The following is a 15,643-nucleotide window of genomic DNA, read 5'->3' on the forward strand; positions in this document are numbered from 1 at the left end:
TTTGAATTGGTAAAAAATGAAACAAAAAATGTTGCAGGTATAAATAAAAGCCTATCTTTGCACTTACTACGATTGAGTAAATAAAGAAAATTATGGAAAATCTTCCTTTAATAGATTTAGCGGAGTTGAATAAAGGTATCGTTATTCGTGATAGCTTTCAGGATATTTTTTCAATAGCGGATATCGATGGAACCCGGGATATAGATAATTCAGATGTACATGAATATACCACTCCGATGCGTTTGGATGCGCTTCTGATGGTTTTGGCATTAGAAGGCTCGTCAGAAATTTATCTGGATTATGTACCTTATGTGTTAAAAGCAAACAGTTTCGTAATTATTATGCCTACGCATACGATGCAGTTGAACAAAGTCAGTAAGGATTTTAAAGGGAAACTGTTGGTTGTTTCAAAATATTTTCTGGATGAGTGCAATCCGGCCAAGCGTAGTCCTTCCATGGCAAACTATATGCAATTGAAGAAGAATCCCTGCACCACATTTGAACCGGAGGAAACGGAATTAATAAACGACCAGATAGAATTACTGCGGAAGAAAATAAAGAACCGCTCTCATTTCTTCCAGAAAGAGGTGATGCAAAATGCTTTTGTCGGTTTTCTATTGGAGATAGCCAATATCCTGATGGGTAAAAAAGACGGAATGCTGGTACCGGCCCTTTCACGTAAAGAGGAACTTTTTGAACAATTTCTGCAGTTATTGTTTGAACATTGCAAGGAACAGCACGTGGTGACTTTTTATGCAGAGAAACTGTTTATCACCCCTCAGTATCTGTCCCTTATCTTAAAAGAACTGACCGGGAAATCTGCGAATAAGTGGATCGACGATGCTTTGATTGTGGAAGCGAAGATCCTGTTGAAGGCTCCGCAGGCAACCGTACAGCAAGTCGCAGATATTCTGCATTTTTCCGATCAGTCGACATTTGGGAAATTCTTTAAGAAGCATATGGGTATTTCTCCGATGGAATATCGTAAGTCGTAACCTTCGGTTTATCTTTGGCGGAACTTGTACCAGTTTAATAATTCTATGACTCCATAGAAAATACTGGCGACGCCAAAGATGACAAATGTATTTGCTGCTGCTCCAAACGGATAAGCAATGATCATGATGCCGGTCAGTAAGATAAGTGCCGGCATTACATAAAAGCCGAACGGCACGATACTCCACTTACGTGCCGAAACCAGCATAATGATTTGCTGAACTCCGGCTATAACCAGTAAAGCCCCTAGTATATACATTAATATATTCACAAAAAACGCCGGCATAATCACTAGCCATGCACCGAATAAAATACTTCCGGCACCGTCGATAGGGAACATCGGTGAAGGTTCTCCCTCTACTTTCTCTCGCGTAAAGTAACTGAGTAAAGAAAAGATCCCGGGTAGTATAAAGCAGATACCTATGGCGATAACCAGATAGGTGACCGCAGCTTCCGGCCATAAAACCAGTACGAATCCTAATATCATAGCAAAAGCACTGCGCAGAATTGAATTGTTTACTTTTTTCATCTGAATATATTTTTAGTAGTTCTTTTAATATATAACAACGAAGGTACGGTATTTTCTTTGTTAAATATAGCAGGTATAAAGTTATAATTAAAATGATTTAATCTTAACAACTGTGCTGATTAATTTGTTTTATTAGAAAGGGTAGGAATCACAATCGGAAACATTTGTGATCAGCCGTTGTTATAAATGAGGTTAAACATTCTATTATAAACGAATATGAGCTTGAAAGAATCGTACTGGAAGTATTCCCTGATTACAATCATCCTGGTTATGGGAATAATACTTTTTATTGAATTTATGCCATTCCTGGGAGGGATACTCGGAGCATTCACCATCTATATATTGCTGAGAAAACAGATGCTGCACCTTACGGAAAAGAAACATCTGAATCGCAGCCTGGTCGCTATACTTCTGCTACTCGAAACCATTTTATGTTTTCTGATCCCTCTCTCTCTGGCTGTATGGTTGTTTATCAATAAATTACAGACGATTAACCTCGACCCGAACGTACTGGTCAGCAGCTTTGAGCATATTGCTGATATTGTCCGCCAGAAAGTAGGATACAATATATTGGATAAAGGTAATATCGCATCGATCGTTTCCGTACTACCCAAGATCGGACAGGTATTGATGGGAGGTATCAGCGGTTTCGCTATCAATATAGCCGTACTGGTGTTGATCCTTTATTTTATGCTGATCGGTGGCAGTCAGATGGAAGCTTATATTTACGACATCCTGCCTTTCAACGAAAAAAATAAGAAAGAAGTCCTGAAAGAGATCAATATGATTGTAACATCCAATGCGATAGGTATTCCTTTGCTGGCTATTATTCAGGGATTGATCGCCATGTTGGGCTATTGGATATTTAATGCGCCGAGTGCTTTCCTCTTCGGATTTCTGACCTGCTTTGCGACTATTATTCCTGTTGTCGGAACCGCTATTGTCTGGCTTCCCCTTGTCGTGTATATGGCACTGACCGGAGATTGGGTAAATGGGTTGGGACTAGCCGCTTATGCCCTGATCGTGATTACGAACGTAGATAACCTGATCCGTTTTATGTTACAGAAGAAAATGGCGGATATACATCCCTTGGTTACTATTTTCGGTGTCATCATCGGTCTGTCCTTATTCGGATTTATGGGAGTGATCTTCGGACCGCTTCTGATCTCGGTTTTCATGCTTTGCTTTAATATGTTCAAGAAAGAATATCTGCATGGAAAGAATGACACACCGACCGGTTAATCCTATTCATATTTTTTCCTGATCTCTTAATAAAGCAAAAAAAGAGAACTTCCTTATCTATGTTACCGATGGGTAACTTGCTTTTGTGACCAGTTGGTAACAAAGTGATAACATATGGAAAAAGAAGAAGTTATAGTAAGACCGAGTAAAAACAGGGAGTTGACAGAGCTTGCCTTGTTGAATGCTGTCAATACCCTGATAGAGGATGAGGGGTTCGAGAATTTAGGCGTCAATGTGGTAGCAGCCAAAGCCGGAGTTTCAAAGATGCTGATCTATCGTTATTTTGACTCGCTGGACGGATTGATCGCTGCTTATATCCAGAAATATGACTACTGGATCAATCTGGAGCCGGAACTGCCGGATACGGAACATCTGGGAGATTTTATAAAGGAACTTTTCCGGAATCAAATCAGGATGCTCCATAATGATTATACGCCGGTTGACAAACAGGCCGGAGTCGGAAATCTCGATCATGGCGACTATCCTTTCTGCTTCTATCAGTTACCTGGTATTATTGGAAGAAACCTGTCCGATATATAACGGCATCAAGTTACAGTCTGAAGACGGTTGGGAACAACTTGAGAATGGCCTGGATAAAATAATAGATAACTGGATAAATAACGGAAACCATGAATAAAACAACTATCCTGGCAGGTCTTGGAGTCGTTTTTTGAACTTTATTAAACTCATTTTCTCTTCTGTAAAAGAAAACAAACGTACCTTTGTTTATCTAAACGATAAAGATAAAGACGTATGAGAAGAAGAAATAATTGGCAGATCATCAAAGGTCAGCCACTAACGGAATTCGATAAAAAGATACTCTATCTCCAGAATAAAGGTCATTTGGTTCCTTCCCGAAAACTGATTAAAACAGAAGAACAGATCGAAGGCATTCGTAGAAGCGGAGTCGTAAACTCTGGTATCCTTGATTTGGTTGCAAAAGAGATCAAGGCAGGAATGTCGACAGCCCAGATCGATAAGCTGGTGTACGATTATACGATGGATCACGGTGCCATTCCGGCTCCGTTGAACTTTGAAGGTTTTCCGAAGAGCGTATGTACTTCGATCAATGAAGTCGTTTGTCATGGTATCCCCAGCGAAAAGGAGATACTGAAGGAAGGTGATATTATCAACGTAGATGTATCTACCATCCTGGACGGTTATTTTTCCGATGCGTCCCGTATGTTTATGATCGGTAAAGTTTCTCCGGAGAAAGAAAAGCTGGTTCGTGTGGCGAAGGAATGTCTGGAAGTCGGCATGAAGGCTGCCAGGCCTTTTGGCTATGTGGGAGATATCGGACATGCCGTTCAGAAGCATGCCGAGAAGAATGGTTTTTCGGTGGTTCGCGACTTATGCGGTCATGGTGTCGGATTGGAATTTCATGAAGAGCCGGAAGTGGCTCATTTCGGTCGTAAGGGAACGGGGATGCTTTTGGTTCCAGGCATGGTTTTTACCATCGAGCCGATGATCAACATGGGAACTTATCGCGTTTACATCGCCGAAGAGGATGGATGGACCGTAATAACAGACGACGAACTTCCTTCTGCACAGTGGGAACATACCTTTGTGATGCGGGAGGACGGCCTGGAGATATTATCTGACTGAATATTGCAGCAGGTTCAGTCTTTTTCATTAGCTGAACCTGCCGGCTCTTTTTACACCAATATTATTTATCCGAACAATTATCCTTGCATTTGTTGGGCTGTAAATAATCCCATTCCTGAAGTTTCCCGTCAAGCAGGCGAAGTTGATAAATGCCATTCTGAAAATCTGGAAATCCGAGTGTTTCCCGGTAGCCATCAGCCGTTTGTTTGACTTCCAGTCTTTTATAGGTACTCCCCATAATGTTTATAATCTCCAGTTTGCTCATTCCCAGTTCTAGTTTCTGAATGTTTTTATCCGCCGCCAGAGCATTGGAATAAGTAGCTCCGCAAGAAGTTAATAGACACATCGTAATCCCAAGTAATAGTGTGTATTTAATTATATTCATAGTACGCTTGTTTTTATCCGTTGATTTTTAGCTAGTGATAAACTATGTGCAATATACGATTATAACTTGATACTAACCATAGGATAACTGATCTTTTATAAAAAAAGGCAACGCATCCGATGGATGTATTGCCTTGTGCACGGAAGGAGAGGCTCGAACTCCCGACACCTGGTTTTGGAGACCAGTGCTCTACCAACTGAGCTACTTCCGTATTGCGGGTGCAAAGGTAGCTTTTTGTTTTTAATATGCAAGGCTTTTTGAAGAAAAGTGAAAATAATAATTTTCTTGCATGATAAAATTCAAGGAAAACAGGGTAGTCGAAGTTTCTTTTTCTATCTTTGGAGACGATAGAATTGATAGTTAAATCTATACTGTAAAACAATCAACGAAGCATGAAAAACGAATTAGAAATGAACTCCAACCTTCTGGTTGAGTTTCTGCAAAAACCTTCTTCCCAATTTACGAAAGCGGACATTATTTCTTTCATCCGCGAGAAGGGAATCAAAATGGTAAACTTTATGTATCCGGCAGGCGATGGCCGGTTGAAGACATTGAATTTTGTTATAAATAACGCTGCCTACCTCGATGCTATTCTAACCTGTGGCGAACGTGTGGACGGTTCGAGCCTGTTCTCTTTCATCGAAGCCGGTAGCAGCGACCTGTATGTGATCCCTCGTTTCCGAACGGCTTTTGTCGATCCTTTTGCCGAATTACCGACAGTCAGTATGCTCTGCTCTTTCTTCAATAAGGATGGGGAACCGTTGGAAAGTTCACCGGAATATACTTTGCATAAAGCAAGTAAAGCTTTTACCGAAGTGACCGGAATGGAGTTTGAAGCCATGGGTGAACTGGAATATTATGTAATAGCAGAGGAAGAAGAACTGTTTCCGGCAACCGACCAACGCGGCTATCATGAATCCGGGCCTTTTGCCAAGTTCAACGAGTTCCGTACCCAATGTATGCACTATATCTCACAGGCAGGAGGACAGATCAAATATGGCCATTCCGAAGTCGGTAATTTTACCTTGAACGGGAAAATATACGAACAGAATGAAATAGAGTTCCTTCCGACAAGGGTGGAAGATGCTGCCGACCAGCTTGTTATTGCCAAATGGGTTATTCGTAACCTGGCTTACAGCTATGGATTGGATATTACTTTTGCTCCGAAGATTACGGTAGGAAAGGCCGGTTCCGGTCTGCATATTCATATGCGCATCATGAAAGAAGGTCAAAACCAGATGTTGAAAGACGGGGTATTGTCTGAAACAGCCCGTAAAGCGATTGCAGGTATGATGCAGCTGGCTTCTGCCATTACTGCTTTCGGAAATACGAATCCGACTTCTTACTTCCGTTTGGTTCCTCACCAGGAAGCTCCTACGAATATCTGTTGGGGTGATCGTAACCGTTCCGTATTGGTTCGTGTACCGCTGGGTTGGGCTGCAAAGAAAGATATGTGTTCACTCGCTAACCCGTTGGAACAGGATAGCCATTACGACACGGCACAGAAGCAAACCGTAGAGATGCGTTCGCCGGATGGTTCGGCCGACCTGTATCAGCTACTTGCCGGATTGGCGGTTGCCTGCCGTTATGGTTTTGAAATAGAGAATGCTCTGGAGATTGCAGAAAAGACGTATGTCAATGTCAATATTCATCAGGAAGAGAATAAAGACCGCTTAAGTACATTAGATCAATTACCCGACAGTTGTGCCGCTTCAGCCGAACGTTTGCAAAAACAACGGGCAATCTTTGAAAAGTACAATGTCTTTAGTCCGAGTATGATCGACGGCATCATTAAAAAGCTGCAATCATATAACGACTTCTCTTTGCGGGATGACCTGAAGAGCGATCCGGAAGGAATGATCCGCTTGGTGAATACGTATTTTCATTGCGGATAATATAGAAAAATGTGTGAAACATTTTTCAGTTGACAGATGACAGTTGACAAGTGACAGTTGGAATTTCGCATTCGGTAATCCCATCGACCGAAAGCCGAAATAACTGTCACTTGTCAACTATCACCTGAAATAATTCTGTCTATATGAAAGGTTACAGCATGCCTAATCCTTCAAACATGCCTTTATAGACAGCTGCTTTTTCTTCCAACGGTTTGGGATAAGCCCGGGAAGAAGAAGGCATACGATATAATCTGAATACTCTACCTAGTAAAGTGAACGTAGAATAGGAACCGACCTTCGGTTCTTCGGTAGGAGGTAATACGGATAAAAGTGTATCCATTGCTTTTTGGCCGGTTACGACAATCGCTTTACACTCCGGAATCTGCGACAATACTTCTTCCGGATTGATAGGTTTGATAACTTGCAGGAAGTTGTCGGAAGCATTGTTCTTCAGACGGATGATCTCGACAGCCGTATCACCGATGCCGATACCTTTTTCCTTACAAAACAGTTTGGCTTTTTCTTCACTGAAAGCTTTCTTTGTCTCCAGGAAATACTCTTTATTATTATAAAATAGGAGTCCCAGGATACGCCACATATCGTTCTGGATATTCGGATAGTAGAAATTCATCGACCAACGTTGCATGGGAGGTGGGAAGCTGCCCAGCATAAGCAGTTTAGTCTGTTCGGGTAGAAAGAACCCTAGCGGATGTAATTCTGATACCATTGGCTTTTGTTATTTATCTTTTTATTGTCTGTTGTTTTTTACTGTGCATTTCTTCGGCAAAAGCATCGTATCCGATTGCTTGTATTCTTCTGATACAGGCTGCACGATCCGAACGGAAAAGAACAGCGAAAACCTTTCCTATGAAGTTGTTGAACATCTTACATTCCTCAATGGAACTGACCGTACAGTCCGCACAACTCTTATAGTTATGCTCAATATTGCAAGACCGTATTTTGCACCATGCAGCTTTTGCATTTGCCTTGCATCCGGGGCATTGTTTTTTTACAAATTTACGGCAGGCTCCACAATATAATCCACAGGCTGCAACATAGTCTGAACTGGGTTGATAGGTAAGATTTTCCATTCGAAAAGTAAATTAAGATGATTATTTGTCTTTTACAGAGATACCGATCATAACGGTTGTTCCGTCGATATTATTCCATACGGAATGGGGAATACTTCCTTTTACCAGAAACGACTCGTTGGCATTCAGTATTTTTACTTCGCTGCCCAGCTCGATACGTGCCTGCCCACTGGTCACAATAAACAGATGGTTATGTTCGTGTGTATGCAATGAAGTAGGTCCACCACCACCTTTTTCCAGATAAGCAATGGAACCGTCGATAATTTCCCCGCAATCAGCAAATAGCTTCTTTGCCAGGAAATGAATATGATCGGGAGGGGTGATGAACTCTTTCATAGGACTATTTTACTAATTCTTCCCATTCACCGGGTTTAAAACCAACCAGTACCTGATTTTCGTTTACCAGTAATGGGCGTTTAATCAATTTCCCATCGGATGCCAGTAATTCAATCTGTTCTTTGTCGCTCATGGAAGGCAGTTTGTCTTTCAGTTGCATCGCTTTATATACCAGGCCGCTGGTATTGAAGAAGCTTTTCAAAGGAAGCTTACTCCGTTCAATCCATTCAGTCAACTCTTCAACAGAAGGGTTATGGTCGATTATATGACGATCATCATAGGATACCTTATGTTCATCGAGCCACTTTTTTGCGTTCCGGCAAGTACTGCATTTGGGATATTCTAAAAAAAGATATTTCATATCATTCAATCTTTATTTGTCTTTCTTGCGTTGGTTCTTTGCATCTTCCTTGGCGAGAAGGACAACGTTGTAAACAAAATCAGTCATCCATTCTTCCGAGTAACCGAGTGTTTCTTTGTATTTACGAATACTCCAAGCCGTTTTTTGTACGCTAACCTCTTTCCATTCCGAACGGGTTACAATCTCGTGAATCGTTTTGGCTGTCTGGTTGTATAACAGCTTTTTTACCAACATAGAGAAACGGAACTTCCACTGCATCAGGTTGTCCAACAAAGAAAACAGGTCATTGCAGAAACCCTGAAACAGAAAAAAGTACGATTTGATATCGTTTTGTGATTTACAATTCTTTTTAACCGATGCATCAATCTCTTTAAAGAAACTTTCTTTCATGCCGTAGTCTTGCATAAGGATCTTACGTGCACGTGATTTTTCGGCAATACCCGGTTTGTTATTTTGTGTTGGGATCTTCAACATCCGTTTGAATAGCGCCATATCCGACAGCATATTGATGTTGGTTATACCCAGTTGTACAGCCATTACTGCCTGATAATAAACGCGGATCAAAGAAACGAACTCTTCAACGGAACCCTTTGAGGTAGCTTCTGTTTCTTCTTTTTCTTTCTTGAAAAGTTTAGAAATTATGTTCATGTGTATTTGTTATAAATAATTACGGGGACAAATATAGTAAAACTTGTCCCCGTTTCAGTAATTCTATTCAATTCTCTCGACTGTTATTTCCGGAAATTCTTCCATAAACAGGAGTAATTTGTTGTCATCCATGCTTTTTTTCGCTTTTATGACTATCGTAACGACATAAGTGTCGGCATTCGAATGATTGACTTTTTCCATTTGATAGGAGACGAGCATATAACCTCTGTCACTCAGTACTCGGGTAACCTTTTGTATAATGTCTTTCTCGGCAGTTGAAAAGATGATCATCGAACTTCTCATCCCCAGGCTTTTAAAGATGAAACTTAATAGCTCCAGACCGATTAAAGTCAATATTGTCGCTGCTACACCGACACCATACATCCCGGCTCCGATGGCCAGTCCAATCCCGGCGGTAGCCCAGATGCCTGCGGCTGTTGTCAGTCCGCGAACAAACTGTTTCTGAATAATAATCGTTCCTGCACCGATAAAACCGATGCCACTTACCACCTGCGCCGCAACACGGCTGGGGTCGAGGGAAACACTGTTTTCCTGTATGATTTGTTGGAAACCATACTGAGAAACAATCATGATGAGAGCACTACCTAATGAAACCAGGAAATGCGTACGATATCCGGCTTCTTTTGCCCTGTATTCCCGGTCGAGACCAACCACAGCTCCCAGAAGACCTGCGATAAATAATCTAAGTATGAAATCCCATAACATAATTGTATCCTCCTTTTGTTTATAATCCCAGTACTACGTGCTGGATAATATAGACTCCGGCCCCTGCCAGATATCCAAGGAGTGCAAGTAACGAAATATTTTTGAGATACCAAATGAAATTGATACGTTCCAGCCCCATAACTACGACTCCGGCGGCAGATCCGATGATCAGCATACTGCCTCCAACACCGGCACAATAGGCTAAGAATTGCCAGAAGATGCCATCTTGAACGAAGTTTGCCATATAAACAGGATCGGCAGCTGATGCAATCATAGCTTCTGTTGCTACCGGATACATACCGATTGCACCGGCAACCAAAGGAACATTATCGACGATGGCTGATAAGGTTCCGATAATCAGGTTTACAGCGTATACATTACCTACCGTATCATCCAGCCATAAGGCGAAATTGGAGAGTACGCCACTACAACGCAAGGCGTCTACAGCTAATAAAATTCCAAGAAAGAATAATAAAGTAGCTCCGTCTATCCGGCGAACTATTTTTGATAAACGAAGTTTTATATCTTCGTTTACGATATTCCGCTTATACATTAATTCTGTATATACCCACAAAATACCCACACCCATCAAAATACCCATGAATGGAGGCAGATGGGTGATTGTCTTGAATATAGGTACGAATACAAGGCAGAAAACACCAAGAATTAGTATCGAAAGTTTTTCTTTATTTTTCAGTTCTTTGAGCAGTTCATCATTTTCATTGTAAGTAAATGCATCGGGAGGTGTTACCTTTCCGTGCAGGAAGCGCATCATGATCAATACGGGTACTGCTGCTGAAACCAAACTCGGCAAGATAAGGTGAGGGATGGTTGAGGATGTAGAGATATTACCTCTTACCCATAACATGATCGTAGTTACATCACCGATAGGAGACCAGGCGCCACCACTGTTGGCTGCAATAATAATGACGCTACCAAACACCCAACGTTCTTTGTAGTTGCCTAATAATTTTCGCATCAACATAACCATAACGATTGAGGTTGTCAGGTTATCAAGTATGGCGGACATGAAAAATGTTATACAGGCGACTAATACCAGTAACTTTTTCTTCTGGTTTGTCTTAATGCGGTTTGTGATGAACATGAACCCTCCGTGGGCATCGATCAGTTCAACAGTAATCATTGCTCCGATCAGGAAGATTAGTGTTTCTGCAATTTCACCGATACTATCCAATACCTGATGTTCGACGACAAAGCGGGTACTTTGTTCCACGAAAGGGAGAGCTGCTATGCCTGGATGCGAATCCAGGAACTCTTTAAAGGCTTCGGCAGAAGCAATAGGGATAAGATCGGGTGCCCCGAAGGTATATAAAACCCAAAGTATAGTTCCGGTTAGTAGGGCCGTTCCGGCTTTGTTTACTTTCAGTGGATGCTCTAAAGCTATACATAGATACCCAACTAAAAAAACCAAAATCATCACTGTTAACATAGCTGTTTTCTCTTTTTCTTTTTAAATTTAGTTAATAGTCGCAAAAGTAAGAATAATATAGGATTAACACTCATTTTTAATGAAATGTTTTCATCAATGAAAACTATTCCTAAATAAATACGAAGATGGGTAGGAAAGTATATTGCTTTATTATGTTTTCCCATTATTTTATTAGCACTGGGGAACTTTCCCCATATAAGTGGGGAAGAGTCCCCAGTGCTGTGGGCTAAAATCCCCATTGCTGTGGGGAAACTCCCTTTGTAATAGGGTAAGTTCTTTTACTGTGTGAGATGAAAAAATAAAAGGTATTACCCGTAGAAGGTAATACCTTAAATAGAAGTGAGCGGTAAGCGAGACTCGAACTCGTGACCCTTAGCTTGGGAAGCTGAATATTTGCCTATTTATATTGCTTGTATTCAAATGATTATGTGTTATTTGTTTTTATTTGCGTGGTATTTGCGTGGTATGCTTATAAGCACCCTTTCAATTTTTCACCGGAGGGGGGGATGTGAATTTTTTACTGGTTAGATTCACATCTTTCCAATTTTGAGTTAATTTCTCCCATCGTTTGTTTATTCCAATATTTTTAGTACATTTGTGCTACATGATCGTAACCAAATAAGTTACAAAATATGGTCTCTGAAATCTTTGAATTAATGGCGATCCGGGAACAAATATCAAATTTATCTACCCGGGAGTCCGAACTTGTTAAACCAAAACTTGAAGACTTATCATTAATTCCGTATTTACACAATTATTTTATTGATACTTTTGGTATGGGCAATACTCGAAAGCTGGGAGCCATACAAAGGAAGAAGTTTGTCTTCATCATAGTCCTTCTCTATTCCCCGTCTTCTTTAGCTGGGGGATGTCTTAACAGAGGTGTTCGTGATGAGCTTGCTCATGCCCTAAAGTTAAATGCCCCTTCAGCGGTGTCAAGAATATGTTCTGATTTGATATTCTCTTATCAGCACTATAAAGATTTCCGGCTTGACCTGGAGAATAAGATCACCTTAATTGAGGGTAAATTGCGCTCCGAAGGCTATCTGTAAAAGAAAAACGTAACAGTTTAGCTATTGTTACGTTTTCGCTTTGAAGTTATGCATACTCTCTCTAGGGGTGTGCTTAAATTTGATGAAAATATTTTTTATGGCTCTCACTATCAAACAAGAAAAGTTCTGTAACTACTACCTCGAATGTGGTAACGCATCTGAGGCTTACAGGCGTGCATACTCTTGCGAGAAAATGAAAAGTGAAACTATAAACATTAAGGCTTCCGAGCTTCTTAACAGCGGTAAGGTTTCGGTAAGGGTTAAAGAGCTTCAGGCTGCTCTTCAATCCCGTTCAGACTTAAATAAAGACGAAGCGGTTAATATACTAACAAATATAGCTCGAGCCAATGTTGTTGATATGCTGGAAATCAAGAGAACAAAAGAATATCGTATCTTTTTAGTAAAGGATATAACTCGGTTGCCTATCTCTTTTCAGCTAGCGATACAATCAGTAAAAAGTACAGATAAAGGATTTGAGGTTAAGATGTACTCTAAGATAGATGCTTTAGACCGGTTATCAAAGATGATGGGATGGGACGCTCCGGAGAAGAAGGATATTACCAGCAACGGCAATCCTATTAATACCGGTATTCAAATAGAAGTAATTGATAGGAGGGATCAAGTAAATGAAGATTCAGACGACTAAAATATACGCTGAAGTACAAGGAGCTCTTAATGCTGGCTATAAAATAGTATCTGCACAAGGGTCATCTAGAAGTAGCAAGACCTACAATATACTTATATTCTTGCTGGTGTACGTTATTCAGCATCCTAAATGCTCTTTGTCTATTGTCCGTAAAACATTGCCTGCGCTGAAAGGGTCTGTTTTCAGGGACTTTAAAGAGATAATGCAGGACAAATTTTTGATGTGGGATAACCGGAGTATGAATAAGTCTGATATGGTTTATACTTTGCCCAATGGATCATTTGTAGAGTTTTTTTCAACTGATGACGAGCAGAAAATTAGAGGACGCAAGCGGAATATTTTATATTGTAATGAAGGGAATGAAATCTCTTTCTTAGAATGGCAACAGCTTATTATGCGTACAACCGATTTTTCCATAATAGACTATAATCCCTCTTTTTCTGACGAACATTGGTTGTGCGAATTGAATAAAGATTCTCGTACTTATCATTTTATCTCAACATACAAGGATAATCCTTTCCTGGAACAAACGATCATAGACGAGATAGAATCTCTTGAACATAAGAATAAAGTATTATGGACTGTTTATGGTTTAGGCTTGCAAGCTATGGCTGAAGGTTTGGTTTTCCCTGAATTTGAGATTGTGGATGAATTTCCTGCAAACGCCAAGCAGGTTGCAGCAGGTCTTGATTTTGGATACAGTTCCGACCCTACGGCTATAGTCAAATGCGGAATACTTGAGAATAGATTGTATTTGGACGAACAATGCTATCGTACTCACATGCTAACAAGCGAAATAATTAAGGAGTTGAAGAAGTTAGGATTGTTTGTTTATGCCGATAGTGCTGATCCACGTTTGATACAAGAAATTGCCAATGCCGGAATTATCATATTTCCGGCAGATAAATATAAAGGCTCTGTCATGGGAGGTTTGTTTAAGATGATGGAGTATAAACTGTGTGTAACAAGACGATCCGTTAACTATATCAGAGAATTGAAGAATTATGTTTATGAGCAAAACAAAGACGGAAAGTTTATAAACCAGCCTATTGACGCTTACAATCACCTGATAGATGGAACACGCTATTATACAATCGGTAAATTGCTTGGTAAGGTTTTGACATCAAAACAATATAACAAAGAGGATTTAGGAATATACTAACAATAAAGCATATGGGATCAATAATTGACTACATAGTAGATATATTTAGAGGACAATCAATGAACGACTCTACGGCGAACAAGGACCTTGTGACGCTTATAAAAGAAAAGGATATAAGTCAAGCTATGGAATTGTTCCAAAATAGGGACTTGGAAGTCATGGAGGCTATCCGGGAATATGATCCGGCTCTGCATGATATAATGAGTAGGCCGAATAAATTAAGAAAAGGCAAAGAACCATATGTCACTGAAAAGTTGCCTAGAAGATGGCAGGCATATATTAATGAAGTTGCATTGTTCTTTTTACTGGGTCAGCCTATAAAATGGAGTAAGAATGACCCTGATATTCAGGACGAAGCTTTTGACGCTTTTACTCAGTTTTTGAAAGATACTCGTTTCGATACAACCATGAGACAAGCTAAACGTCTGGCAGGAGCCGAAACGGAATGCGCGAAATTATACCATATTTATCGTAACGACGAAACCGGTAAGGCCGAGGTAAAAGTTGTAATGTTGGCAAAGTCATTAGGGTATACATTACGTCCTCTTTTCGATCAATATGGCACCATGCTCGCTTTTGGTTATGGCTATTTCTTGAAAGAGGGTGTTAATACTGTTGAGCATTTTGATATACAAACTCCGAAGGTGATTTATCGATGTCGTAAGGTCAATACAGGATGGGAAGTAATCCCTGTCATTAATCCTACGGGTAAAATCAATGTGATCTATTATCAACAAGAAAAAGAATGGGAGGGGGCACAACCACGTATAAGAAGAGACGAATATATTGACTCTAAATCTGCTGACACGGTTAATTATTTCGCTGATCCAAAGGCAAAGGTGTCAGCCGATGTTCTGGAGTCTCTTACTGACCCTGATAATGTAGGAGAGGTTATCAGATGTTTCGGACCTGATAGTATGTTTGAGTATGTAACCCCTCCTGATTCGGTTGAACTTAAAAAATTTGAGAAGGAAGTTTTGAAAGACTCTATACTTAACGATACTTTCACATTTAACTTCTCTCCAGAGAACACAAAAGGACTAGGGACATTGACAGGGGAAGCTCTAAAACGAGCTATGGCTCCATCTTACATGAAGCGGGATAATCGTAAAGAAATATATGAGATTGCAGTTGATAGGGAAAAGAATTTGATCTTGGCAATCATGAAAAACGTCACTCATATTTCGCTAAGACCTCAGTTGGAAGCTCTTCAAATCGACTTTGAGTTCTCCGAACCATTTCAGGAGGATACAGACAAAAGGTGGTCTGCTATCGGCAAGCTTCGTAGTGACGGCATTGCTTCTCTTGAGACAGCGATTAAGTTGCTGGGCATTGCGGATAAACCTGCTGATGAGATTAAGAGGATTGAAGAAGAAAAGCGACAAAGTCAGATAAACAATGAAAGTAATCAAGAAAATACTGTCTCCGGTCAAGATAACAAGGGTGTCGGAGCCAGCGAATCCGGGAACAATAGAGGTAAAGATAACGCCTAAATGGTGGTATATGGTTTATCTTATAGTGA

General features: G+C 40.5%; 17 protein-coding genes, 1 tRNA gene and 1 pseudogene. 9 read left to right on the forward strand and 10 right to left on the reverse strand.

All coding sequences use genetic code 11. From position 1 onward, the window contains the following. The first annotated feature begins 92 nt into the window (after positions 1–92). Positions 93–995 (forward strand): helix-turn-helix domain-containing protein, encoded by a 903-nt coding sequence (locus tag M1P97_RS08925; protein WP_195372010.1) that lies wholly within the window; start codon positions 93–95, stop codon positions 993–995. An 8-nt stretch (positions 996–1,003) separates the two neighbouring features. Here M1P97_RS08925 and M1P97_RS08930 read toward each other — a convergent pair whose 3' ends face one another. After that, positions 1,004–1,522 (reverse strand): HdeD family acid-resistance protein, encoded by a 519-nt coding sequence (locus M1P97_RS08930; protein WP_195372011.1) that lies wholly within the window; start codon positions 1,520–1,522, stop codon positions 1,004–1,006. Between the two features lie 216 nt (positions 1,523–1,738). Between M1P97_RS08930 and M1P97_RS08935 the strand changes: the two genes are divergently transcribed. From M1P97_RS08935 to map, 3 genes and pseudogenes are all read left to right on the forward strand, one after another. Then, positions 1,739–2,764 (forward strand): AI-2E family transporter, encoded by a 1,026-nt coding sequence (locus tag M1P97_RS08935; protein WP_249388848.1) that lies wholly within the window; start codon positions 1,739–1,741, stop codon positions 2,762–2,764. A gap of 114 nt (positions 2,765–2,878) precedes the next feature. Then, positions 2,879–3,401: pseudogene (locus tag M1P97_RS08940) on the forward strand (TetR/AcrR family transcriptional regulator). Positions 3,402–3,517: 116 nt separating this feature from the next. Continuing rightward, the gene (gene map, locus M1P97_RS08945) at positions 3,518–4,369 is read left to right on the forward strand and encodes a type I methionyl aminopeptidase (RefSeq protein WP_195372013.1); all 852 of its coding nucleotides are present in this window, start codon (positions 3,518–3,520) and stop codon (positions 4,367–4,369) included. Between the two features lie 61 nt (positions 4,370–4,430). Here map and M1P97_RS08950 read toward each other — a convergent pair whose 3' ends face one another. Beyond that, a complete protein-coding gene (locus M1P97_RS08950; RefSeq protein WP_249388849.1) occupies positions 4,431–4,754 on the reverse strand; it encodes a hypothetical protein in 324 nt (107 codons plus the stop codon). Between the two features lie 138 nt (positions 4,755–4,892). Next, positions 4,893–4,965 (reverse strand) — tRNA-Trp (locus M1P97_RS08955). Positions 4,966–5,146: 181 nt separating this feature from the next. On the opposite strand from M1P97_RS08955, the gene M1P97_RS08960 reads away from it, so the two are divergent. Further along, on the forward strand, positions 5,147–6,649 hold the full coding sequence (locus tag M1P97_RS08960) for a glutamine synthetase family protein (RefSeq protein WP_195372015.1): 1,503 nt from the start codon (positions 5,147–5,149) through the stop codon (positions 6,647–6,649). A 151-nt stretch (positions 6,650–6,800) separates the two neighbouring features. Here the strand turns inward: M1P97_RS08960 and M1P97_RS08965 are convergent, their stop codons facing one another. The 7 genes from M1P97_RS08965 to nhaD all read right to left on the reverse strand — a co-directional run bounded on the left by M1P97_RS08965 (position 6,801) and on the right by nhaD (position 11,261). Then, positions 6,801–7,376, reverse strand: coding sequence for a uracil-DNA glycosylase family protein (locus M1P97_RS08965; protein WP_249388850.1), 576 nt, complete (start codon positions 7,374–7,376; stop codon positions 6,801–6,803). Between the two features lie 13 nt (positions 7,377–7,389). Further along, positions 7,390–7,740 carry a DUF3795 domain-containing protein gene (locus M1P97_RS08970; protein ID WP_249388851.1) on the reverse strand — a complete coding sequence of 117 codons (351 nt, stop codon included), beginning with the start codon at positions 7,738–7,740 and terminating at the stop codon, positions 7,390–7,392. Positions 7,741–7,761: 21 nt separating this feature from the next. Next, a complete protein-coding gene (locus M1P97_RS08975) occupies positions 7,762–8,076 on the reverse strand; it encodes a cupin domain-containing protein (RefSeq protein WP_075556602.1) in 315 nt (104 codons plus the stop codon). Between the two features lie 4 nt (positions 8,077–8,080). After that, a complete protein-coding gene (locus M1P97_RS08980; protein WP_195372018.1) occupies positions 8,081–8,437 on the reverse strand; it encodes an arsenate reductase family protein in 357 nt (118 codons plus the stop codon). 12 nt (positions 8,438–8,449) lie between these two features. Continuing rightward, on the reverse strand, positions 8,450–9,085 hold the full coding sequence (locus M1P97_RS08985) for a hypothetical protein (RefSeq protein WP_195372019.1): 636 nt from the start codon (positions 9,083–9,085) through the stop codon (positions 8,450–8,452). A 63-nt stretch (positions 9,086–9,148) separates the two neighbouring features. Further along, positions 9,149–9,811, reverse strand: a complete 663-nt coding sequence (locus M1P97_RS08990; protein WP_195372020.1) for an MgtC/SapB family protein — start codon at positions 9,809–9,811, stop codon at positions 9,149–9,151. A gap of 19 nt (positions 9,812–9,830) precedes the next feature. After that, a complete protein-coding gene (gene nhaD, locus M1P97_RS08995; protein WP_249388852.1) occupies positions 9,831–11,261 on the reverse strand; it encodes a sodium:proton antiporter NhaD in 1,431 nt (476 codons plus the stop codon). A gap of 632 nt (positions 11,262–11,893) precedes the next feature. Here nhaD and M1P97_RS09000 point away from each other — a divergent pair. The 4 genes from M1P97_RS09000 to M1P97_RS09015 all read left to right on the forward strand — a co-directional run bounded on the left by M1P97_RS09000 (position 11,894) and on the right by M1P97_RS09015 (position 15,614). Next, positions 11,894–12,313: a hypothetical protein gene (locus tag M1P97_RS09000; RefSeq protein ID WP_249388853.1), complete on the forward strand. Its 420-nt coding sequence runs from the start codon at positions 11,894–11,896 to the stop codon at positions 12,311–12,313. A 97-nt stretch (positions 12,314–12,410) separates the two neighbouring features. Continuing rightward, positions 12,411–12,959 carry a terminase small subunit gene (locus M1P97_RS09005; RefSeq protein ID WP_249388854.1) on the forward strand — a complete coding sequence of 183 codons (549 nt, stop codon included), beginning with the start codon at positions 12,411–12,413 and terminating at the stop codon, positions 12,957–12,959. Next, a complete protein-coding gene (locus M1P97_RS09010; protein WP_249388855.1) occupies positions 12,940–14,121 on the forward strand; it encodes a PBSX family phage terminase large subunit in 1,182 nt (393 codons plus the stop codon). The genes M1P97_RS09005 and M1P97_RS09010 overlap by 20 nt, the downstream gene beginning before the upstream one ends. A gap of 11 nt (positions 14,122–14,132) precedes the next feature. Further along, positions 14,133–15,614, forward strand: a complete 1,482-nt coding sequence (locus tag M1P97_RS09015; RefSeq protein WP_249388856.1) for a phage portal protein — start codon at positions 14,133–14,135, stop codon at positions 15,612–15,614. Positions 15,615–15,643: the final 29 nt, after the last annotated feature.

It is taken from the genome of Parabacteroides leei (genome assembly GCF_023369805.1).
GTDB lineage: Bacteria > Bacteroidota > Bacteroidia > Bacteroidales > Tannerellaceae > Parabacteroides > Parabacteroides leei.